This window comes from Paracidovorax wautersii (genome assembly GCF_900113035.1).
Lineage (GTDB): Bacteria > Pseudomonadota > Gammaproteobacteria > Burkholderiales > Burkholderiaceae_C > Paracidovorax > Paracidovorax wautersii.
Genome location: NZ_FONX01000003.1, coordinates 89203 through 104018 on the forward strand (window position 1 = coordinate 89203; position 14816 = coordinate 104018).

At 67.7% G+C, this 14816-nt stretch carries 14 protein-coding genes and 1 tRNA gene; 8 read left to right on the forward strand and 7 right to left on the reverse strand.

All coding sequences use genetic code 11. From position 1 onward, the window contains the following. Positions 1–283: 283 nt before the first annotated feature. From BM070_RS05385 to BM070_RS05405, 5 genes are all read left to right on the forward strand, one after another. Positions 284–880, forward strand: a complete 597-nt coding sequence (locus BM070_RS05385; RefSeq protein ID WP_092938329.1) for an RNA polymerase sigma factor — start codon at positions 284–286, stop codon at positions 878–880. Then, positions 877–1959, forward strand: a complete 1083-nt coding sequence (locus tag BM070_RS05390; RefSeq protein ID WP_245785114.1) for a FecR family protein — start codon at positions 877–879, stop codon at positions 1957–1959. Before BM070_RS05385 ends, BM070_RS05390 begins: the two co-directional genes overlap by 4 nt. Before the next feature lie 106 nt (positions 1960–2065). Then, positions 2066–4573, forward strand: a complete 2508-nt coding sequence (locus BM070_RS05395; protein ID WP_092938331.1) for a TonB-dependent siderophore receptor — start codon at positions 2066–2068, stop codon at positions 4571–4573. A gap of 113 nt (positions 4574–4686) precedes the next feature. Continuing rightward, on the forward strand, positions 4687–5001 hold the full coding sequence (locus BM070_RS05400; protein ID WP_076503396.1) for a DUF1153 domain-containing protein: 315 nt from the start codon (positions 4687–4689) through the stop codon (positions 4999–5001). Further along, the gene (locus BM070_RS05405) at positions 4998–5819 is read left to right on the forward strand and encodes an IS3 family transposase (protein WP_092938333.1); all 822 of its coding nucleotides are present in this window, start codon (positions 4998–5000) and stop codon (positions 5817–5819) included. The genes BM070_RS05400 and BM070_RS05405 overlap by 4 nt, the downstream gene beginning before the upstream one ends. Before the next feature lie 20 nt (positions 5820–5839). Here BM070_RS05405 and BM070_RS24075 read toward each other — a convergent pair whose 3' ends face one another. The 4 genes from BM070_RS24075 to BM070_RS05420 form a co-directional block, all read right to left on the reverse strand. Continuing rightward, positions 5840–6403 (reverse strand): hypothetical protein, encoded by a 564-nt coding sequence (locus tag BM070_RS24075; protein WP_139222771.1) that lies wholly within the window; start codon positions 6401–6403, stop codon positions 5840–5842. A 2-nt stretch (positions 6404–6405) separates the two neighbouring features. Then, positions 6406–6495, reverse strand: a tRNA-Ser gene (locus tag BM070_RS05410). A gap of 33 nt (positions 6496–6528) precedes the next feature. Continuing rightward, on the reverse strand, positions 6529–7845 hold the full coding sequence (gene serS, locus BM070_RS05415) for a serine--tRNA ligase (RefSeq protein ID WP_092938335.1): 1317 nt from the start codon (positions 7843–7845) through the stop codon (positions 6529–6531). A gap of 47 nt (positions 7846–7892) precedes the next feature. Then, a complete protein-coding gene (locus BM070_RS05420; RefSeq protein ID WP_092938337.1) occupies positions 7893–8834 on the reverse strand; it encodes a threonine/serine dehydratase in 942 nt (313 codons plus the stop codon). Positions 8835–9054: 220 nt separating this feature from the next. On the opposite strand from BM070_RS05420, the gene BM070_RS05425 reads away from it, so the two are divergent. Then, complete coding sequence (locus BM070_RS05425; RefSeq protein ID WP_092938339.1) at positions 9055–9741, forward strand: CBS domain-containing protein; 687 nt, start codon at positions 9055–9057, stop codon at positions 9739–9741. A 48-nt stretch (positions 9742–9789) separates the two neighbouring features. Here BM070_RS05425 and BM070_RS05430 read toward each other — a convergent pair whose 3' ends face one another. The 3 genes from BM070_RS05430 to BM070_RS05440 all read right to left on the reverse strand — a co-directional run bounded on the left by BM070_RS05430 (position 9790) and on the right by BM070_RS05440 (position 12824). Next, the gene (locus BM070_RS05430) at positions 9790–11145 is read right to left on the reverse strand and encodes a hemolysin family protein (RefSeq protein WP_092938341.1); all 1356 of its coding nucleotides are present in this window, start codon (positions 11143–11145) and stop codon (positions 9790–9792) included. A 184-nt stretch (positions 11146–11329) separates the two neighbouring features. Next, the gene (gene ispH, locus BM070_RS05435) at positions 11330–12331 is read right to left on the reverse strand and encodes a 4-hydroxy-3-methylbut-2-enyl diphosphate reductase (protein WP_092938343.1); all 1002 of its coding nucleotides are present in this window, start codon (positions 12329–12331) and stop codon (positions 11330–11332) included. Between the two features lie 4 nt (positions 12332–12335). After that, a complete protein-coding gene (locus tag BM070_RS05440; RefSeq protein WP_092938344.1) occupies positions 12336–12824 on the reverse strand; it encodes an FKBP-type peptidyl-prolyl cis-trans isomerase in 489 nt (162 codons plus the stop codon). Positions 12825–12884: 60 nt separating this feature from the next. Between BM070_RS05440 and radC the strand changes: the two genes are divergently transcribed. Both radC and BM070_RS05450 read left to right on the forward strand, forming a co-directional pair. Next, positions 12885–13598, forward strand: a complete 714-nt coding sequence (radC, locus tag BM070_RS05445; protein WP_092938345.1) for a RadC family protein — start codon at positions 12885–12887, stop codon at positions 13596–13598. Then, the gene (locus tag BM070_RS05450; RefSeq protein ID WP_092938347.1) at positions 13595–14788 is read left to right on the forward strand and encodes an esterase-like activity of phytase family protein; all 1194 of its coding nucleotides are present in this window, start codon (positions 13595–13597) and stop codon (positions 14786–14788) included. Before radC ends, BM070_RS05450 begins: the two co-directional genes overlap by 4 nt. Positions 14789–14816: the final 28 nt, after the last annotated feature.

Sequence of the window (14816 nt, forward strand, 5' to 3'; positions counted from 1 at the left end):
GTGAGTCATTGGCACCGCTTTTGCGCTTGAACGGAAGCCGGTCCAGCGCAGGCCTCGCGTGCCGGCGGGCGCACGCCGTTGCCGGACGCCGTGATTTAACGCCTCGGATATCGTGCGGCGATATAATTAATGAGAATCGTTATTATTAAAAACTCTAGGGATCACCCCAGCGTCCTGCCGCCTCGCCGGCTCCTCATTCCTTGCCAAAGGTGACGAGCCCGAAGGCAAGACCGGCGACCGTGCTCCCAGGGCCCATCGTCGATGTTTGCGAGAAGGCGGCCGGATGCGCGACCTCGTTCAGGAACTTGTTACTCACTATGCGGACTTGCGCCGACAGCTCACTCGCGACCTGAGGGATCCTCATTACGCGGCGGACATCGCGCAGTCGAGCTTCGAGCGGGTGTACGCACAGGCAACGAAGTCGCGCGGTGCCCCTTGCGACGACGCGAACGGCGGCATCGAAGCGCCGCGCGGCCTGCTCTTTAGGGTGGCCCGCAACCTGTGCATCGACGAGGCCCGCCGGCGCAAGGTGGCACAGGAATGGGTAGGAACGCAGGCCGCGGTTGGCGCACATCTCGTGGCCCCTTCCAGCGAGTACCTGCTCGCGCAGCAACGCGTGCTCGCGCGCGTGGTCGAGACACTGGAGAATCTCCCGCCGCGGCGACGCGAGGTTTTTCTGCTGTTCCGAGCCTACGGCCACACCCGCGCCGAGATCGCCGAGCGTCTGAAGATCACCGAGATGGCGGTGGCCAAGCACCTGCTGCGCACCACAATCGATTGCTCGCGGGTGTTCACCGAACTGCGCGCAGAACTGATCGAGCCGCAGCATGTGCACAACCACGCAGGCTTCGACACTGCGCTCGCCGAAGACTTCTCGTGAGCGACGGCATGGCAGTGGGCGCTCCGCGTGAACGACTGATCGAGCGTGCGCTCGCGCTGATCGTCGAAGGCGAGGTAGCGCCCGGCGAGGCCGCACAGCGCGCCCGCGCGGCCATGAACCAATGGCGCAGCAAGTCGCCGGAGCACGCGGCGGCCTTGCTGGAGGCGCGCCATCGCTGGGATGCGCTTAGCGGCATGGCCGATGGCCTGCGCGCGCACTTCGACGAACCCGAAGCCGCCATGTCGGCGCATGCCGACCCTTCGTCCCGGCGCGGGCCGCAACGCCGCAAGCTGTTGCTGTCCATCGCCGGGCTGTTGGGGGGCGGCCTCGTTGCCGGCCGCGGCGCACAGTGGTACTGGCAGCAGCCTGTCTTTCAGGCGGCATACGCAACGCGCACGTCGCAGATGCTGAAGGTGACGCTGCCGGATGGCACCAGCGAGACCGGGGAGGCAGGCTCCGTGGGCAGTCTGCTCGATCTCGCGCCGCAAAGCGAGATCGAGGTCACGCTGTATCGGCAGCGCCGCATCGCGCGGCTTGCGCGCGGTGAGGTGCGCTTCGAGGTGGCACACGACAGCCGCAGGCCGTTCCTGGTCCACACCCGCGAGGCCGTCATCGAGGTGGTCGGCACCATCTTCACGGTGCGCGACAGGGGCGGCCCCGTGACCGTAGGCGTCGAGCGCGGGCACGTGCGCGTGCGCGTGCGCGTGCAGTTGCGCCAGCCTCATGCGAAACGCCAAGCCGATGCCCTCTCGGAGCCCATCGATCTGATGCGCGGCGATTTGCTGGAAATCCGCGATGGTCAAGCCGATGCGGTGCGGCAGGCCGACACCGCTGCGCTCTCCGCTTGGCGCGACGGCTGGCTGGTATTCGAGAACACGCCACTCGCGGATGCACTGGCAGCCGTCAACAGCTACCGGGCGCAGCCCATCGTCGCAACGGGACAGCGCACCAGCGCCATGCGGCTGTCGGGACGCTTTCGCACCAACGACTCCACGGGACTGATTGCTGCGCTGCCGTCGATCCTGCCCCTGTCCGCGATCCACCGTGCGGACGGCAGCGTGGAGCTTCAGCCACGCTGAAGGCCGGCGAGCGCCGCGATCGCTCGGCAGGACGCCAAAGTTCCTGTCTCTATTTTTCGCCTTCAAACGTCTTGCATATGAACGCCACGGCTACGCAAGCCCGCCGATGACCGCGTTCGACAGTCAATACGTCGCCTTTTCAGACTTGGAGTTTCGACCCATGCGTTTTTCGCCTCGCAACCGTCTCCTGAGCGCCGCGCTCTCCACCGCCTTCGGAACGGTCTTTGTCAGCTGGAGCGGGGTTGCCCAAGCGCAGCCCGCCACGCAGGCCTCGGCGGTGTTCAATATCGACGTGCCGGCGCAATCGCTGGCCTCCGCGCTCAATGAGCTTTCCCGTCAGACCGGCATGCAGGTCTTCGCAGCGGGCGATGTGGTGGCCGGCGTGCGCGCTCCGGCACTGTCCGGGCACTTCACGCTGCAGCAGGCGCTCGACCGGCTGCTGGCTGGCAGCGGCTTGGTCGCCGCGCGCAGCGGCGCCTCGCAGGTGACGGTGCAGCGCCAACCGGCTGTCTCGTCGGACCGCGCCACGCTGCCGCAGGTGAACGTGACGGCCCAGGGCTCGGCCGATGGGACGACCGAGGGCAGCGGCTCGTACACCACGCGGGTCACCGGCGCGGGCACCCGCATGGACCTGTCCCTGCGTGAGACGCCGCAGTCGGTCAGCGTGATCACGCGTCAACAGATCGAGGACCAGAACCTGGTCTCCCTCAACGACGTGCTGCGCCAGACGCCAGGCATCGTCGCGGACAGGCAGGATGAGCGCGTGAACTACTCGTCACGCGGCTTCGACCTGAGCCCCATGATCGACGGCATTCCAACGCTGGCCTTCAGCAGCGTAGCTGGCGAGTCGAGCATGATCAGCACCGCCATCTACGACCGTGTGGAGGTCGTCCGCGGCGCGGCGGGCCTGCTCAATGGCGTGGGCACGCCCGGCGGCTCGATCAACCTGGTGCGTAAGCGTCCCACCACGGAATTCTCGGGCTACGTGTCCGCCGGCGTCGGTTCATGGAACCGCTACGACGCCGAAACCGACCTGGGCGGCAAGTTGAACGAATCGGGTACGGTGCGCGGCCGCGTCGTGGCGTCCCATTCCGATGGCGACACTTTCACCGACCACAAGAAGCAGCGCAACGACGTCTTCTTCGGCATCGTCGAAATCGACGTCACGCCCAGCACCACGGTGGCGCTCGGCTACGAATACCAGAAGAACGCGATCAAAGGCGCAAACTTCGGCCAGACTCCCCTCTTCTACAGCGATGGCAGCCGTACCCACCTGCCCGTGTCCTTCAATTCCAGCGCCCCCTGGAGCCATTGGGACATGGCCACCAACCGCTTCTTCCTGAACTTCGAGCATCGGCTGAACAACGGATGGCGGGTCAAGGCAGAGGGCGCGATCGTGAAGAACAAGCGCGACCGTGCGGGCGGCGACCTCTGGCTCTACCCTTCCTCGTTCGACTCTGCCACCCAGCAAGGCGTTCTCGATCGCGGCGACAACCCAGCCGACGGCCGCAACAAGTCCTTCGACCTCTACGCCACCGGCCCCTTCGAGCTGTTTGGCCGCAAGCACCAGGCGAGCTTTGGCGCCAACGTGAACCGCTACACGTACTCGGTCTACAAAAACAACTCCCTTCCCAACAACGAAGATCGGGAGGAGATCAGCCTCTACAACATTGCTGCATCGCAGCAGCCCCAGTTCAACTACCCGATCCTAAGCTTCGGCGAACAGACCGAGCAGCGGGCCATCTACGGATCGACCCGCCTGCGGCCGACGGACAGCCTCTCGGTCATCGTCGGTGGCCGGGTCACCTGGTATCGCAACAAGGGTTACTCGACCGATCTGACCAGCGGCGAAGCCATCACCAGCTACTCGCAGCCCGCCAGGGAGAAGGGTGTGTTCACCCCCTACTTCGGCGTCGTGTACGACGTGAACAAGGAGTTCTCGGTCTACGCCAGCTATACCGATATCTTCCAGCCCAATACCGCCAAGGGCGTGGACAACAACGTGCTGGCCCCCAAGCGGGGCCACAACGTCGAGGTCGGCGTCAAGGGCGAGCACATGGACGGCAGGCTCAACACCAGCTTCGCCGTGTTCCGCACGCAGGAAGAAAATCTGGCCGTGAACATCGACGGCGCGGAGCCGTTACCCGACGGCACCATCCCGTCGCGCGCGGTGAAGGGTGCGCGCAGCAAGGGCTTCGAGGCCACAGTGTCGGGTGAACTCACGCGCGGCTGGCAGATCATGGGCGGCTATACCTATCATGCCAAGCGCGACGCGAACGACGTGCTGCTGAACACGCCGCTGCCACGCCGCCTGCTACGCATCTCGACAAGCTATCGCCTTCCCGGCGAATGGAGCAAGCTCACGATTGGCGGCAGCGTGAGCTACCAGAGCGGCATCTACTACAACGAAGCCTATGGCCTGGGCACCGCCATGCAGGGTGGCATCACTTTGCTGGGGCTGATGGCACGCTACGACTTCACCAAGCAGCTGAGCGCGTCGCTCAACATCGAAAACCTCAGCGACAAGCGCTACTACAGCGGCCTGGGCGGCTACAACGGCTACACCCAGGGCACGCCGCGCAATGCATGGGCAAAAGTCACCTACAAGTTCTAGCCGCCACGCGGGCCGGCTCCGCGCCGGCCTTTTGTCTCGCCTAGCGCGGAGCCGATCACCTGTATTGACCCAGTGAAACCCTGCTCAGGTGTTATCTTTGGAAGGAAGACATCGTGAGTACGTTGATGGAAGAAGAGATCAAGCGCTGGACGGCAAAGCGCAAGACGGCGTTGGTGCTGGAGATCATCCAGGGCAAAACCAGCGTGTCCGAGGCAAGCCGGGCCTATGACCTGCCACCCTCGGAGATCGAGGGCTGGGTGGAGGATGGCCGCAAGGGCATGGAGAACGCTCTGAAGGCGAACCCGCAGGACGTGCGCGAGCAGTACGAGCGCCAGCTCAAGGATCTGCAGGAGGCCTACGGCGAGGCCATGCTGGAGTTGCGTGCCCGAAAAAAATTGCAGTCCCTGCTGGGCGAGGACGAGAAGTGATCGAGACGATCCCTCAGGGACTCCAAGCCGAAGGCATCACCGTCTCGATCAGCAAGCTGTGCCGGTGGTTCGGCGTGCCGCGCCGCAGCGTGTACTACAAGCCGGTGAAGGCCGCGCCGAAACTGCAGGACAGGTTGGTCGCTCCGGTCAAGGCCATGATCGAGGAGAACCCCTCGTTCGGCTACCGCACGGTGGCGCACCTGCTGGGGTTCAACAAGAACACCGTGCAGCGCATCTTCCAGCTCAAGGGCTGGCAGGTGCAAAAGCGCCCGGTGGGTTTCAGACCCCGCATCCAGTCATTGCCCTCGGTGGCGAAGGCGCCGAATGAACGCTGGGCGACGGACATGTGCCGGGTCTGGGCGGGGCGCGATGGCTGGACGACGATGGCGCTGGTCATCGACTGCCACAGCCGCGAACTGCTGGGCTGGCATCTGTCGCGCAGCGGCAAGTCAAAGACAGCCGAATCGGCGCTGGAGCAGGCGCTGATCGCGCGCTTTGGAACGCTGGGTCGGGTGCCGGCGCCGTTCCTGCTGCGCTCAGACAATGGCCTGGTCTTCACCAGCCGCAGCTTCACGGCCTTGGTCAGGAGCTACGGCCTGCGACAGGAGTTCATCACGCCGCACAGCCCCGAGCAGAACGGGATGGTCGAGCGGGTGATCCGCACGCTCAAGGAGCAATGCGTGCATCGCCACCGCTTCGAATCGCTGCAACACGCCAGCCGAGTGATCGCGGACTGGATCCATTTCTACAACCACCAGCGCCCGCATCAGGCGCTGAACATGAGGACTCCCGCTGAGGCATTTGCATTAGCGGCATGACCTGAGCAGGTTTTGCTGGGTCAATACATTTCCCCACTCGCGGATGGCGAATGGTCGATGCGAATCTTGCCGTTCTCGTAGAAGAGCGCGAAGGATTCGTCAGGTTTCTCGTCAAGTGTGAGCATGGGAGCTCCAGAGCCGTACTTGACAAAGAAGTCAAAGCACATTTCTCGCGATTTGACGAGCGCGAGTCTCTTTAGGGCCACCTTAGTTGAGCGTCTCAGTTCGCGGGGCAGTTTGGGATGGCGAGCCCGAATGTGCTCGGGCACGACCAGGCGCATGTACCAGATGCCATTGGCCCCGCTGGAAAGATCGGTTGAACCCAGACGAGGTGTCCAGCCCGAAAGGCCGGTGGCTGACGCGTCAGAGTCGCTGAACGTCGCTTTCGGGTGGCCAGTGGAAGCGCCGACCGTTGAGGAAGCAGGCTCGGGCGCCAACGCATCGAAGCCCGGCTGAGTTGTGGCTGGCGGAGACGCAGAACACGTGGAGTCGGACATGGAAGTTGGACGTTTTGGACAAACAACTTCGAAGCCATGCCGCACAAAGAAAAAAGCCCTTGATGGACCATCAAGGGCTTTGTTCATTTTGGCGGAGAGGGTGGGATTCGAACCCACGGTAGTGTTGCCACTACGCCTGATTTCGAGTCAGGTACATTCGACCACTCTGCCACCTCTCCTGTGTGTCGAAGCCTGCGAGTATAGCAAGGTTTTCAGGCAGTGAGCAGCGCCACGCCGCCCATGTAGGGGCGCAGCACTTCGGGCACGACCACGCTGCCGTCGGCCTGCTGGTAGTTCTCGAGCACGGCGACCAGGGTGCGGCCCACGGCCAGGCCCGAGCCGTTCAGGGTGTGCAGCAGCTCGTTCTTGCCTTGGGCGTTCTTGAAGCGGGCCTGCAGGCGGCGCGACTGGAAGGCTTCGCAGTTGCTGACGGAGCTGATCTCGCGGTAGGTGTTCTGCGCGGGCAGCCAGACTTCCAGGTCGTAGGTCTTGGCGGCGCCGAAGCCCATGTCGCCCGCGCACAGCAGCACGACGCGGTACGGCAGGCCGAGCTTTTGCAGGATGGTTTCGGCGTGCCGGGTCATCTCTTCCAGCGCGTCGTAGCTCTTGTCGGGGTGGACGATCTGCACCATCTCGACCTTGTCGAACTGGTGCTGGCGGATCATGCCGCGCGTGTCGCGGCCGTAGCTGCCGGCTTCGGAGCGGAAGCACGGCGTGTGCGCGGTGAGCTTGATGGGCAGTTCCGCCTCGGGCACGACCACGTCGCGCACGAAGTTGGTCAGCGGCACTTCGCTGGTGGGGATGAGGTAGAGCGCGGCGTTGTCGGGCACGGGTTCGCCGTCCTGGCCGCCCTTCTTGGCGGCGAACAGGTCGCCTTCGAACTTGGGCAGCTGGCCCGTGCCCTTGAGCGAATCCGCGTTCACGGCATAGGGCACGTAGCACTCGGTGTAGCCGTGTTCCTGGGTCTGCACGTCCAGCATGAATTGCGCGAGGGCGCGGTGCAGGCGGGCGATGCCGCCCTTCATGACGGTAAAGCGCGAGCCCGAGAGCTTCACGCCCATGTCGAAGTCCAGGCCCAGGGGCGTGCCGACGTCCACATGGTCCTTGGCCTCGAAGGCGAAGCTGGGCGGCGTGCCCCAGCGGCGCACTTCGACGTTGCCGGTCTCGTCGCTGCCTTCGGGCACCGAGGCGTGCGGCAGGTTGGGCACGACCACCAGCATGGCCTGCAGTTCGGCCTGGATCTGCTCCAGCCGCGCGGCGGATTGTTCCAGCTCGATCTTGGACGCGGCCACCTGGGCCTTGGCGGCTTCGGCGCCGTCCTTGTCGCCCCGGCTCATGAGCATGCCGATCTGCTTGGAGAGCTGGTTGCGCTGCGCCTGCAGCTCTTCGGTGCGGGTCTGCAGCGTCTTGCGCTCGGACTCCAGCGCCTGGAAGGCCTCCACGTTCAGGAATGCCTGCGGCTTTTTGCGGGTTTCCAGCCGGGCGATGGCGGAGTCGAGGTCTTTGCGGAGAAGGAGGATGTCGAGCATAGGCGGCGATTTTAGAACGCGCCCACGATCTCCCAGGGGGCGCGGACTCAGGCGACGCCGGCCGGATCGCAGTTGGCGCCGCACAGGATGAGCGCCACGGTTTCGCCCTCGCGCGGCCGGTAGGCGCCGCTTTGCAGCGCCGCGAGGCCCAGCGCGGCGGCCGGCTCCACGGCCAGCTTGAGTTCGCGCCAGAGCCACTGCTGGGCGGCGCGGATGGCATCGTCGGTCAGCAGCAGGCTGGCATGCACGTGCTGCTGCGCCACCTGCCAGGCGATGTCGCCGATGCGGCGTGCGCCCAGCGAATCGGCCGCGATGCCGCCCACGTCCACATCGACGGGCCGGCCCGCGGCGCGGGCGCTGTGCAGCGTGGGCGCGCGCTCGGGCTCCAGTGCGACGACGTGGGCGCGGCTGTCCACCCAGGCGGCCACGCCGGCGATCAAGCCGCCGCCGCCCACGCTGACGAGCAGCGTGTCGGGCAGCCGGCCGGCCTGGGCCTCGATCTCCTGCGCGAGCGTGCCGGCGCCGGCCACCACCTCGGGCTGGTCGTAGGCGTGCGTGAGCAGCGCGCCCGTGGCCTGCTGGCGCTCCAGGCAGGCCTGCAGCGCTTCGGAATACGCGGCGCCGCGCACCATCACCTCGGCGCCCAGCTGGCGCAGGCGGGCGCGCTTGGCCTCGGGCGAGACCTCGGGCACGAAGACCTCGCAGCGCACGCCCAGCGCACGGGCGGCGGCCGCCGTGGCGATGCCGGCATTGCCGCCGGAGGCGATGATGACGCCGCTCTCCGGCACGGGGTTGGCGAGCAGCCGGTTCATCATGCCGCGCGCCTTGAAGCTGCCGCCCGTCTGCAGCTGCTCCAGCTTCAGCCAGACCTGCGCGCAGGGCACGCCCAGGGCGGCGCCGCTCAACTGCGCGAGGGGCGTGGCGCGCAGGAAGCCGGGGCGGGAGGCGAGCCGCTGGCTGGCGGCGGCGATGGCGGAACGATCGATCATGGGTTCAGGCATCCACGAGGGGAGTGAGAGAAGGAGGAGAGGAACAGGAAAAGGGCGAGACCTGCAGTCTAGGGCGCCGGCACCGCCTGCCACCGCCAGACCGCCCCGTTCACACAAGCGGATACACAGCCGCCCTGCGTCGGCGAGCACGGGCGCCGATAACAATGGCGACGGAGCGCCTGCGTTGCGGGCCCCGATTCGCTGAAGGGGAGATCGGTCCATGTTCTACGTGTTCGGCCCGTTGGGCCAGGTGTACCGGGGCGGCCCGGAAAAGCTCGCGCAGGTGGCGCCCGTGCGGCGCGTGCTGCGCCCGCAGGCCCTGCGCACGCGCGAGCAGGACGGGGCCGAGCCGGTGTTTACCGCACCGCCCTCCACCGCCTCACCAGCCCCCGCCCCGGCCACGCCGCCCGTGGGCATGCTGGCGCAGGCGGTGGCCGCCTACGCGCAGACGGAACAAGGCCCGCAGGAGCCGCGGCAGCCCCTGTCGCGGGTCAAGGACGTGATGAGCGAGGGCGCGGTGACGGTGCGGCCCGACGTGCGCGTGAACGATGCCTGGCAGACGCTGGCCGAGCACCACGTGGCGCAGGCGCCGGTGGTGGATGAACGCGGCCAGGTGGTGGGCCTGCTGCTGCGCGCCGACATGGCGCCGCTGGACCTGCTGCCCGAACCCGGCGCCGTGAAGGACGCCATCGCGCTGGCGCGCCGGCCGGTGCAGGAGGTGATGATCAGCCCCATACCGACCGTTTCGGACGAGACCGAGCTGCGCCGCGTGGCGGGCGTGCTGCTGGAGACGGGCCTGCCGGGCCTGCCGGTGACCGACGAGCGCGGGCAGCTCATCGGTTTTCTCTCACGCACCGACATCCTGAAGGCCGTGGCGGCGGACCCGCCGCTGGATCTCTGGAGCTGAGGGCGCCGCGCAGGCCCTGTGCGGCCCTGACGCCCTCCCCCCCCCCGCTCAGTGCGCCAGGGGCAGGGAGTTCTCGGCGATGTCCACCTCGGGCAGCGGGCTGGCGAGGACCTTGTCGATGGTCTTGCCGTCCATGTCCACCACCTCGAACTGCCAGCCTTCCCACTGCACGGTGTCGGTCACCTTGGGCAACTTGCCGGTCAGCAGCATGACCATGCCGCTCAGCGTGTGGTAGCGGCCCCGGTCTTCCTCGGGCACGGAGGCGAGGTCCAGGCGGTCCTTCAGCTCGGGCACGGGGATGTGGCCGTCCAGCAGCCAGCTGCCGTCTTCGCGCTGCACGGCCCAGGAGGTCTCGGGGTCGCGGGCGTGGAATTCGCCGGTGATGGCCTCGATCAGGTCCTGCAGCGTGACGATGCCCTGCACTTCGCCGTATTCGTCGATGACGAAGGCCATGTGCAGGTCGGACTGGCGGAAGTTGTCCAGCAGTTCCATGCCGGTGATGGTCTCTGGCACGTAGAGCGCCGTCTGCAGCGGCTGGCGCGCCAGGTCGCGGCCGTTCGTCTCGGCATCGCCCACCAGCACGCCGTGGCCTTCGCGCAGCGTGCGCGAGAGCCACTGGCGCGCGTTCAGCACGCCCAGGATGTTCTCCATGCCGCCGCGCACGACGGGGAAGCGGGCGTGGTCGGATTCCTCGATGCGGCGCAGGTTTTCCTCGAACGGCTCTTCGACGTCGAGGTAGGCCACGTCGGCGCGCGGCACCATCAGCGAGCCGATCTGGCGGTCGTCCAGACGGAACACGTTGCGCACCATCTGGTGCTCGTGCGATTCGATCACGCCGGCGCTGGTGCCTTCGGCCAGCACGGCGTGGATCTCGGCCTCGGTCACGGCGCTGGCGCCGTTGTCCTTGACGCCCAGCAGGCTCAGCAGGCCCTGGGTGGAGGCCGAAAGCAGCCGCACGAAGGGCTTGGTGGCCAGGGCCAGCCAGTTGATGGGGCGGGCGACCAGACGGGCCAGCGTTTCGGGGTAGCTCTGGCCCAGGCGCTTGGGCACCAGTTCGCCCACGACGATGGAGAAGTAGGTGATGACCATCACGACCACGCCGGTGGCCGTGTAGCCGGCGGCCTTGTCGTGCATGCCCATGGCCCGCAGCCATTCGCCGAGCGGCTCGGCCAGGGCGGCCTCGCCGACGATACCGTTGAGCACCCCGATGGAGGTGATGCCGATCTGGATGGTGGAGAGGAAGCGGGTGGGGTCTTCACCCAGCTTCATGGCGGCGACTGCGCCGCTGTCGCCCTCATCTGCCAGCTTCTGCAGCCGCGCCTTGCGCGCCGAGACCAGTGCCAGCTCCGACATGGCAAACAAGCCATTGAGGAGGATGAGGGCGAAAAGTATTGCTATTTCCATAAAGGGGAAGCGAGATGCTTCCTCGGAGTCGAACAGACCTGGATTGTAGGAAATCCGATGGCGGCCAGGGCTATGGCGGCCCCTGCAGTGCCGGCGCGCAGCCCTGCCGCGCGCCCGTTTTCAACACCAAAATCGGCTGCAGCGCGCTCCACACAAAGGCCTGCAGCTATCAGAAGAGTAGCAATCAATAGGCCGCGGGGCCGGTCTCGGGGTTGCGCACGCTGATCTCCAGGCCGGTCGCCGCGTCGATCTTCAGGCCCTTGGGCAGCGGGAACTTGATGGTTTCCTCGATGCCGTCCATCTTGCGGACCGACACCGCGCCCAACGCCTTGATACGGTCGATCACATCGCGCACCAGAATTTCCGGGGCCGATGCGCCCGCCGTGAGGCCCACGCGTGCCACGCCGTCGAACCATTCGGCCTGCAGCTCGGCGGCGCTGTCCACCATGTAGGCGGTGGTGCCCAGCCGTGCGGCGAGCTCGCGCAGGCGGTTGCTGTTGGAGCTGGTGGGGCTGCCCACCACGATCACCAGATCGACCTGCCCGCTCAGCAGCTTGACCGCGTCCTGCCGGTTCTGCGTGGCATAGCAGATGTCCTGCTGCTTGGGCTCGCGCACCTTCGGGAAGCGGGCGCGCACGGCGGCGGTGATCTCGGCCGCGTCGTCCACGCTCAGCGTGGTCTGCGTGACCACGGCCAGCTTCTCGGTCTGCGCGGGCTGCACGCGCTGCACGTCGGCCACGTCTTCCACCAGGTGGATGCCGTGGTCGAGCTGGCCCATGGTGCCTTCCACCTCGGGATGGCCCTTGTGGCCGATCATGATGAATTCGTAGCCCTCGCGCGCCAGCTTGGCGACCTCGACGTGGACCTTGGTCACCAGCGGGCAGGTGGCGTCGAAGATCGAGAAGCCGCGCGCTTTCGCCTCTTCCTGCACCGCGCGGCTCACGCCGTGGGCGCTGAAGACCAGCGTGGCGCCGGGTGGCACGTCGGAGAGCTCTTCGATGAAGATCGCGCCCTTGGCCTTGAGATCGTTCACCACGTAGGTGTTGTGCACGATCTCGTGGCGCACGTAGATGGGCGCGCCGAACTTCTGCAGCGCACGTTCCACGATCTCGATGGCGCGGTCCACGCCGGCGCAGAAACCGCGCGGCTCGGCGAGGATGATTTCCTGGAGAAGGGCGTCGGCCATGGCGTCAGAGGACTCCGATGAGTTCGACCTCGAAGGTCACGGGCTGGCCGGCCAGCGGGTGGTTGAAGTCGAAGCGCACGGCGCCGTCGGCGCGCGCTTCCAGCACCACGCCGGCATAGCTGCCGAGGCCGTCGGGCGTGGGGAACTGCACCACGTCGCCCACGGTGTAGCGCTCGTCGGGGTCGCCCAGCTGGGCCAGCAGCTTGGCGGCCACCCACTGCTGCATCTCGGGGTTGCGCTCGCCGAAGGCTTCGCCGGCAGGCAGCTCGAAAGTGGCGCGCGTGCCCTCGGCTAGGCCGATCAGGCGCTGCTCCACGGCGGGCGAAAGCTCGCCGGCGCCCAGCGACAGCGTGGCGGGCTGGCCGCCGAAGGTGTTGATCACATCGCCCGCCGGGCCGGCCAGGCGGTAGTGCAGCGTGAGGAACGAACCCTCCTGCACGGTGGGGGCGGCGGCAGCGTCGGCGCGGGCGGAATCGGGGGCGGCAAGGGTCATGAAATGGGGTCTCGATAAACTGCCGCCATTGTAGGAAACGCCGGAAACCGGCCCCGCTCCATGGCGATCAAAGATTTGCCCACCGATTCGCAGCCGCGCGAAAAGCTGCTGGCACGCGGCCCCGCAGCGCTCACCGATGCCGAGCTGCTGGCCATCCTGCTGCGCACCGGCATCCAGGGCAAGGGCGTGCTGCAGATGGCCCAGGAGCTGCTCGATCCGCCCCAGGCCGAGCCGGCCACCGGCCGGCTGGGCGGCGGCTTCGGCGGCATCGCCGGGCTGCTGCACGCCAGCGCAGACGACCTGAGCCGCATCAAGGGCCTGGGCCCAGCCAAGCGCGCCGAACTCGTGGCCGTACTGGAGCTGGCGCGCCGGGCCCTTGCGCAGCAGCTGCGCGAGCGCGAGGTCTTCGGCTCGCCCCAGGCCGTCAAGCACTACCTGCAGCTGCACCTGGCGGCCAAGGCGCACGAGGTGTTCGCGGTGCTGTTCCTCGACAGCCAGAACCGGCTCATCGCGCTCGAAGAACTCTTCAGGGGCACGCTCACGCAAACATCGGTCTATCCGCGCGAAGTGGTGCTGCGCGCCCTGCACCATCACGCCGCCGCCGTGGTGCTGGCCCACAACCACCCCAGCGGCAGCGTGCAGCCCAGCCGCGCCGACGAGGCGCTGACCCGCACCCTGAAGACCACGCTCGCGCTGATCGACGTGCGCGTGCTGGACCACGTCATCGTCGCGCCCGGCGCCGCCCTGTCGATGGCCGAGGAGGGCCTGGTATGAGCACCCTTTTCCGCACGTCCCCCTGGGCACCGCTGCTGGCAGCGGGCCTGGCCCTCGCCCTCTCCGCCTGCGCGCCGCTGCCGCAGGCCGTGCCTGCTGCGCCTGCAGCCACGGCTGCCGCCGGCCCCCGACCCGCGCTGCGCCTCATCGGCAGCGCCGCCATCGCCCCCGGCACCGAGGTGCTGGGCACCACCTTCGGCGGCATCTCGGGCATCGACTACGACGCGGCCAGCGGGCGCTGGCTGCTCATCAGCGACGACCGCTCGGCCCTGCAGCCGGCGCGCATCTACACCGCCACGCTGCGCTACGGCCCGCAAGGGCTGGAGACGCCCGCCATCACCGGCATGGTCGCGCTGCGGCATGCGAACGGGCGCACCTACCCCTCGCCGCGCCGCCCCGAGCCCGGCGTGGACGTGCCCGACGCCGAAGCCGTCCGCTGGCTGCCCGGCAGCGGCGGGCACTTCCTGTGGACCAGCGAGGGCGACTTCGGCCGCGGCTTCGGTCCGCAGCTGCGCGAAAGCCGCATCGACGGCAGCGCCGTGCGCGACCTGCCCCTGCCCGCCAGCTTCCAGCCCGACGGGGCGCACGGCCGCGGCCCCCGCTCCAACGGCACGCTCGAAGGCCTGGCCCTGTCGCCCGACGGCCGCACGCTCTGGCTCTCGATGGAAATGCCCTGGCGGCAGGACGGCCCCCTGCCCACGCCCGCCGCGCCCGGCGGCCCGGTGCGCTTCACCGCGCTCGACCTCGCCACCGGCCAGCCCCTGCGCCAGATCGCCTACCAGCCCGACGCCGTGGCCCACGCCCGCCGCATCCCCTGGGGCCCGCAGATGAACGGCATCAGCGAGATCCTGGAAGACGGCCGCCACCACCTGCTGGTGCTGGAGCGCAGCTACAGCGCGGGCGCGGGCTTCGCCGTGCGCCTGTACCGCATCGACACGCGCACGGGCAGCGACACCCTCGCCCTGCCCGCCCTCGCGCCCGGCAGCTACACCCCCGCCCCCAAGACCCTGGTGGCCGACTTGGCCACGCTGGGCGCCGGCACGCTCGACAATCTGGAGGGCATGGCCTGGGGCCCGCCCCTGCCCGGCGGCGGGCGCGTGATCGTCTTCGTGAGCGACGACAACTTCAACCCGGCGGAGGTCACGCAGTTCATCGCAGCCGAATACACGGTGCCATCAGCGGCGCCATGACGGGCGCCCCGCCTGCGGCGCAGGTCAA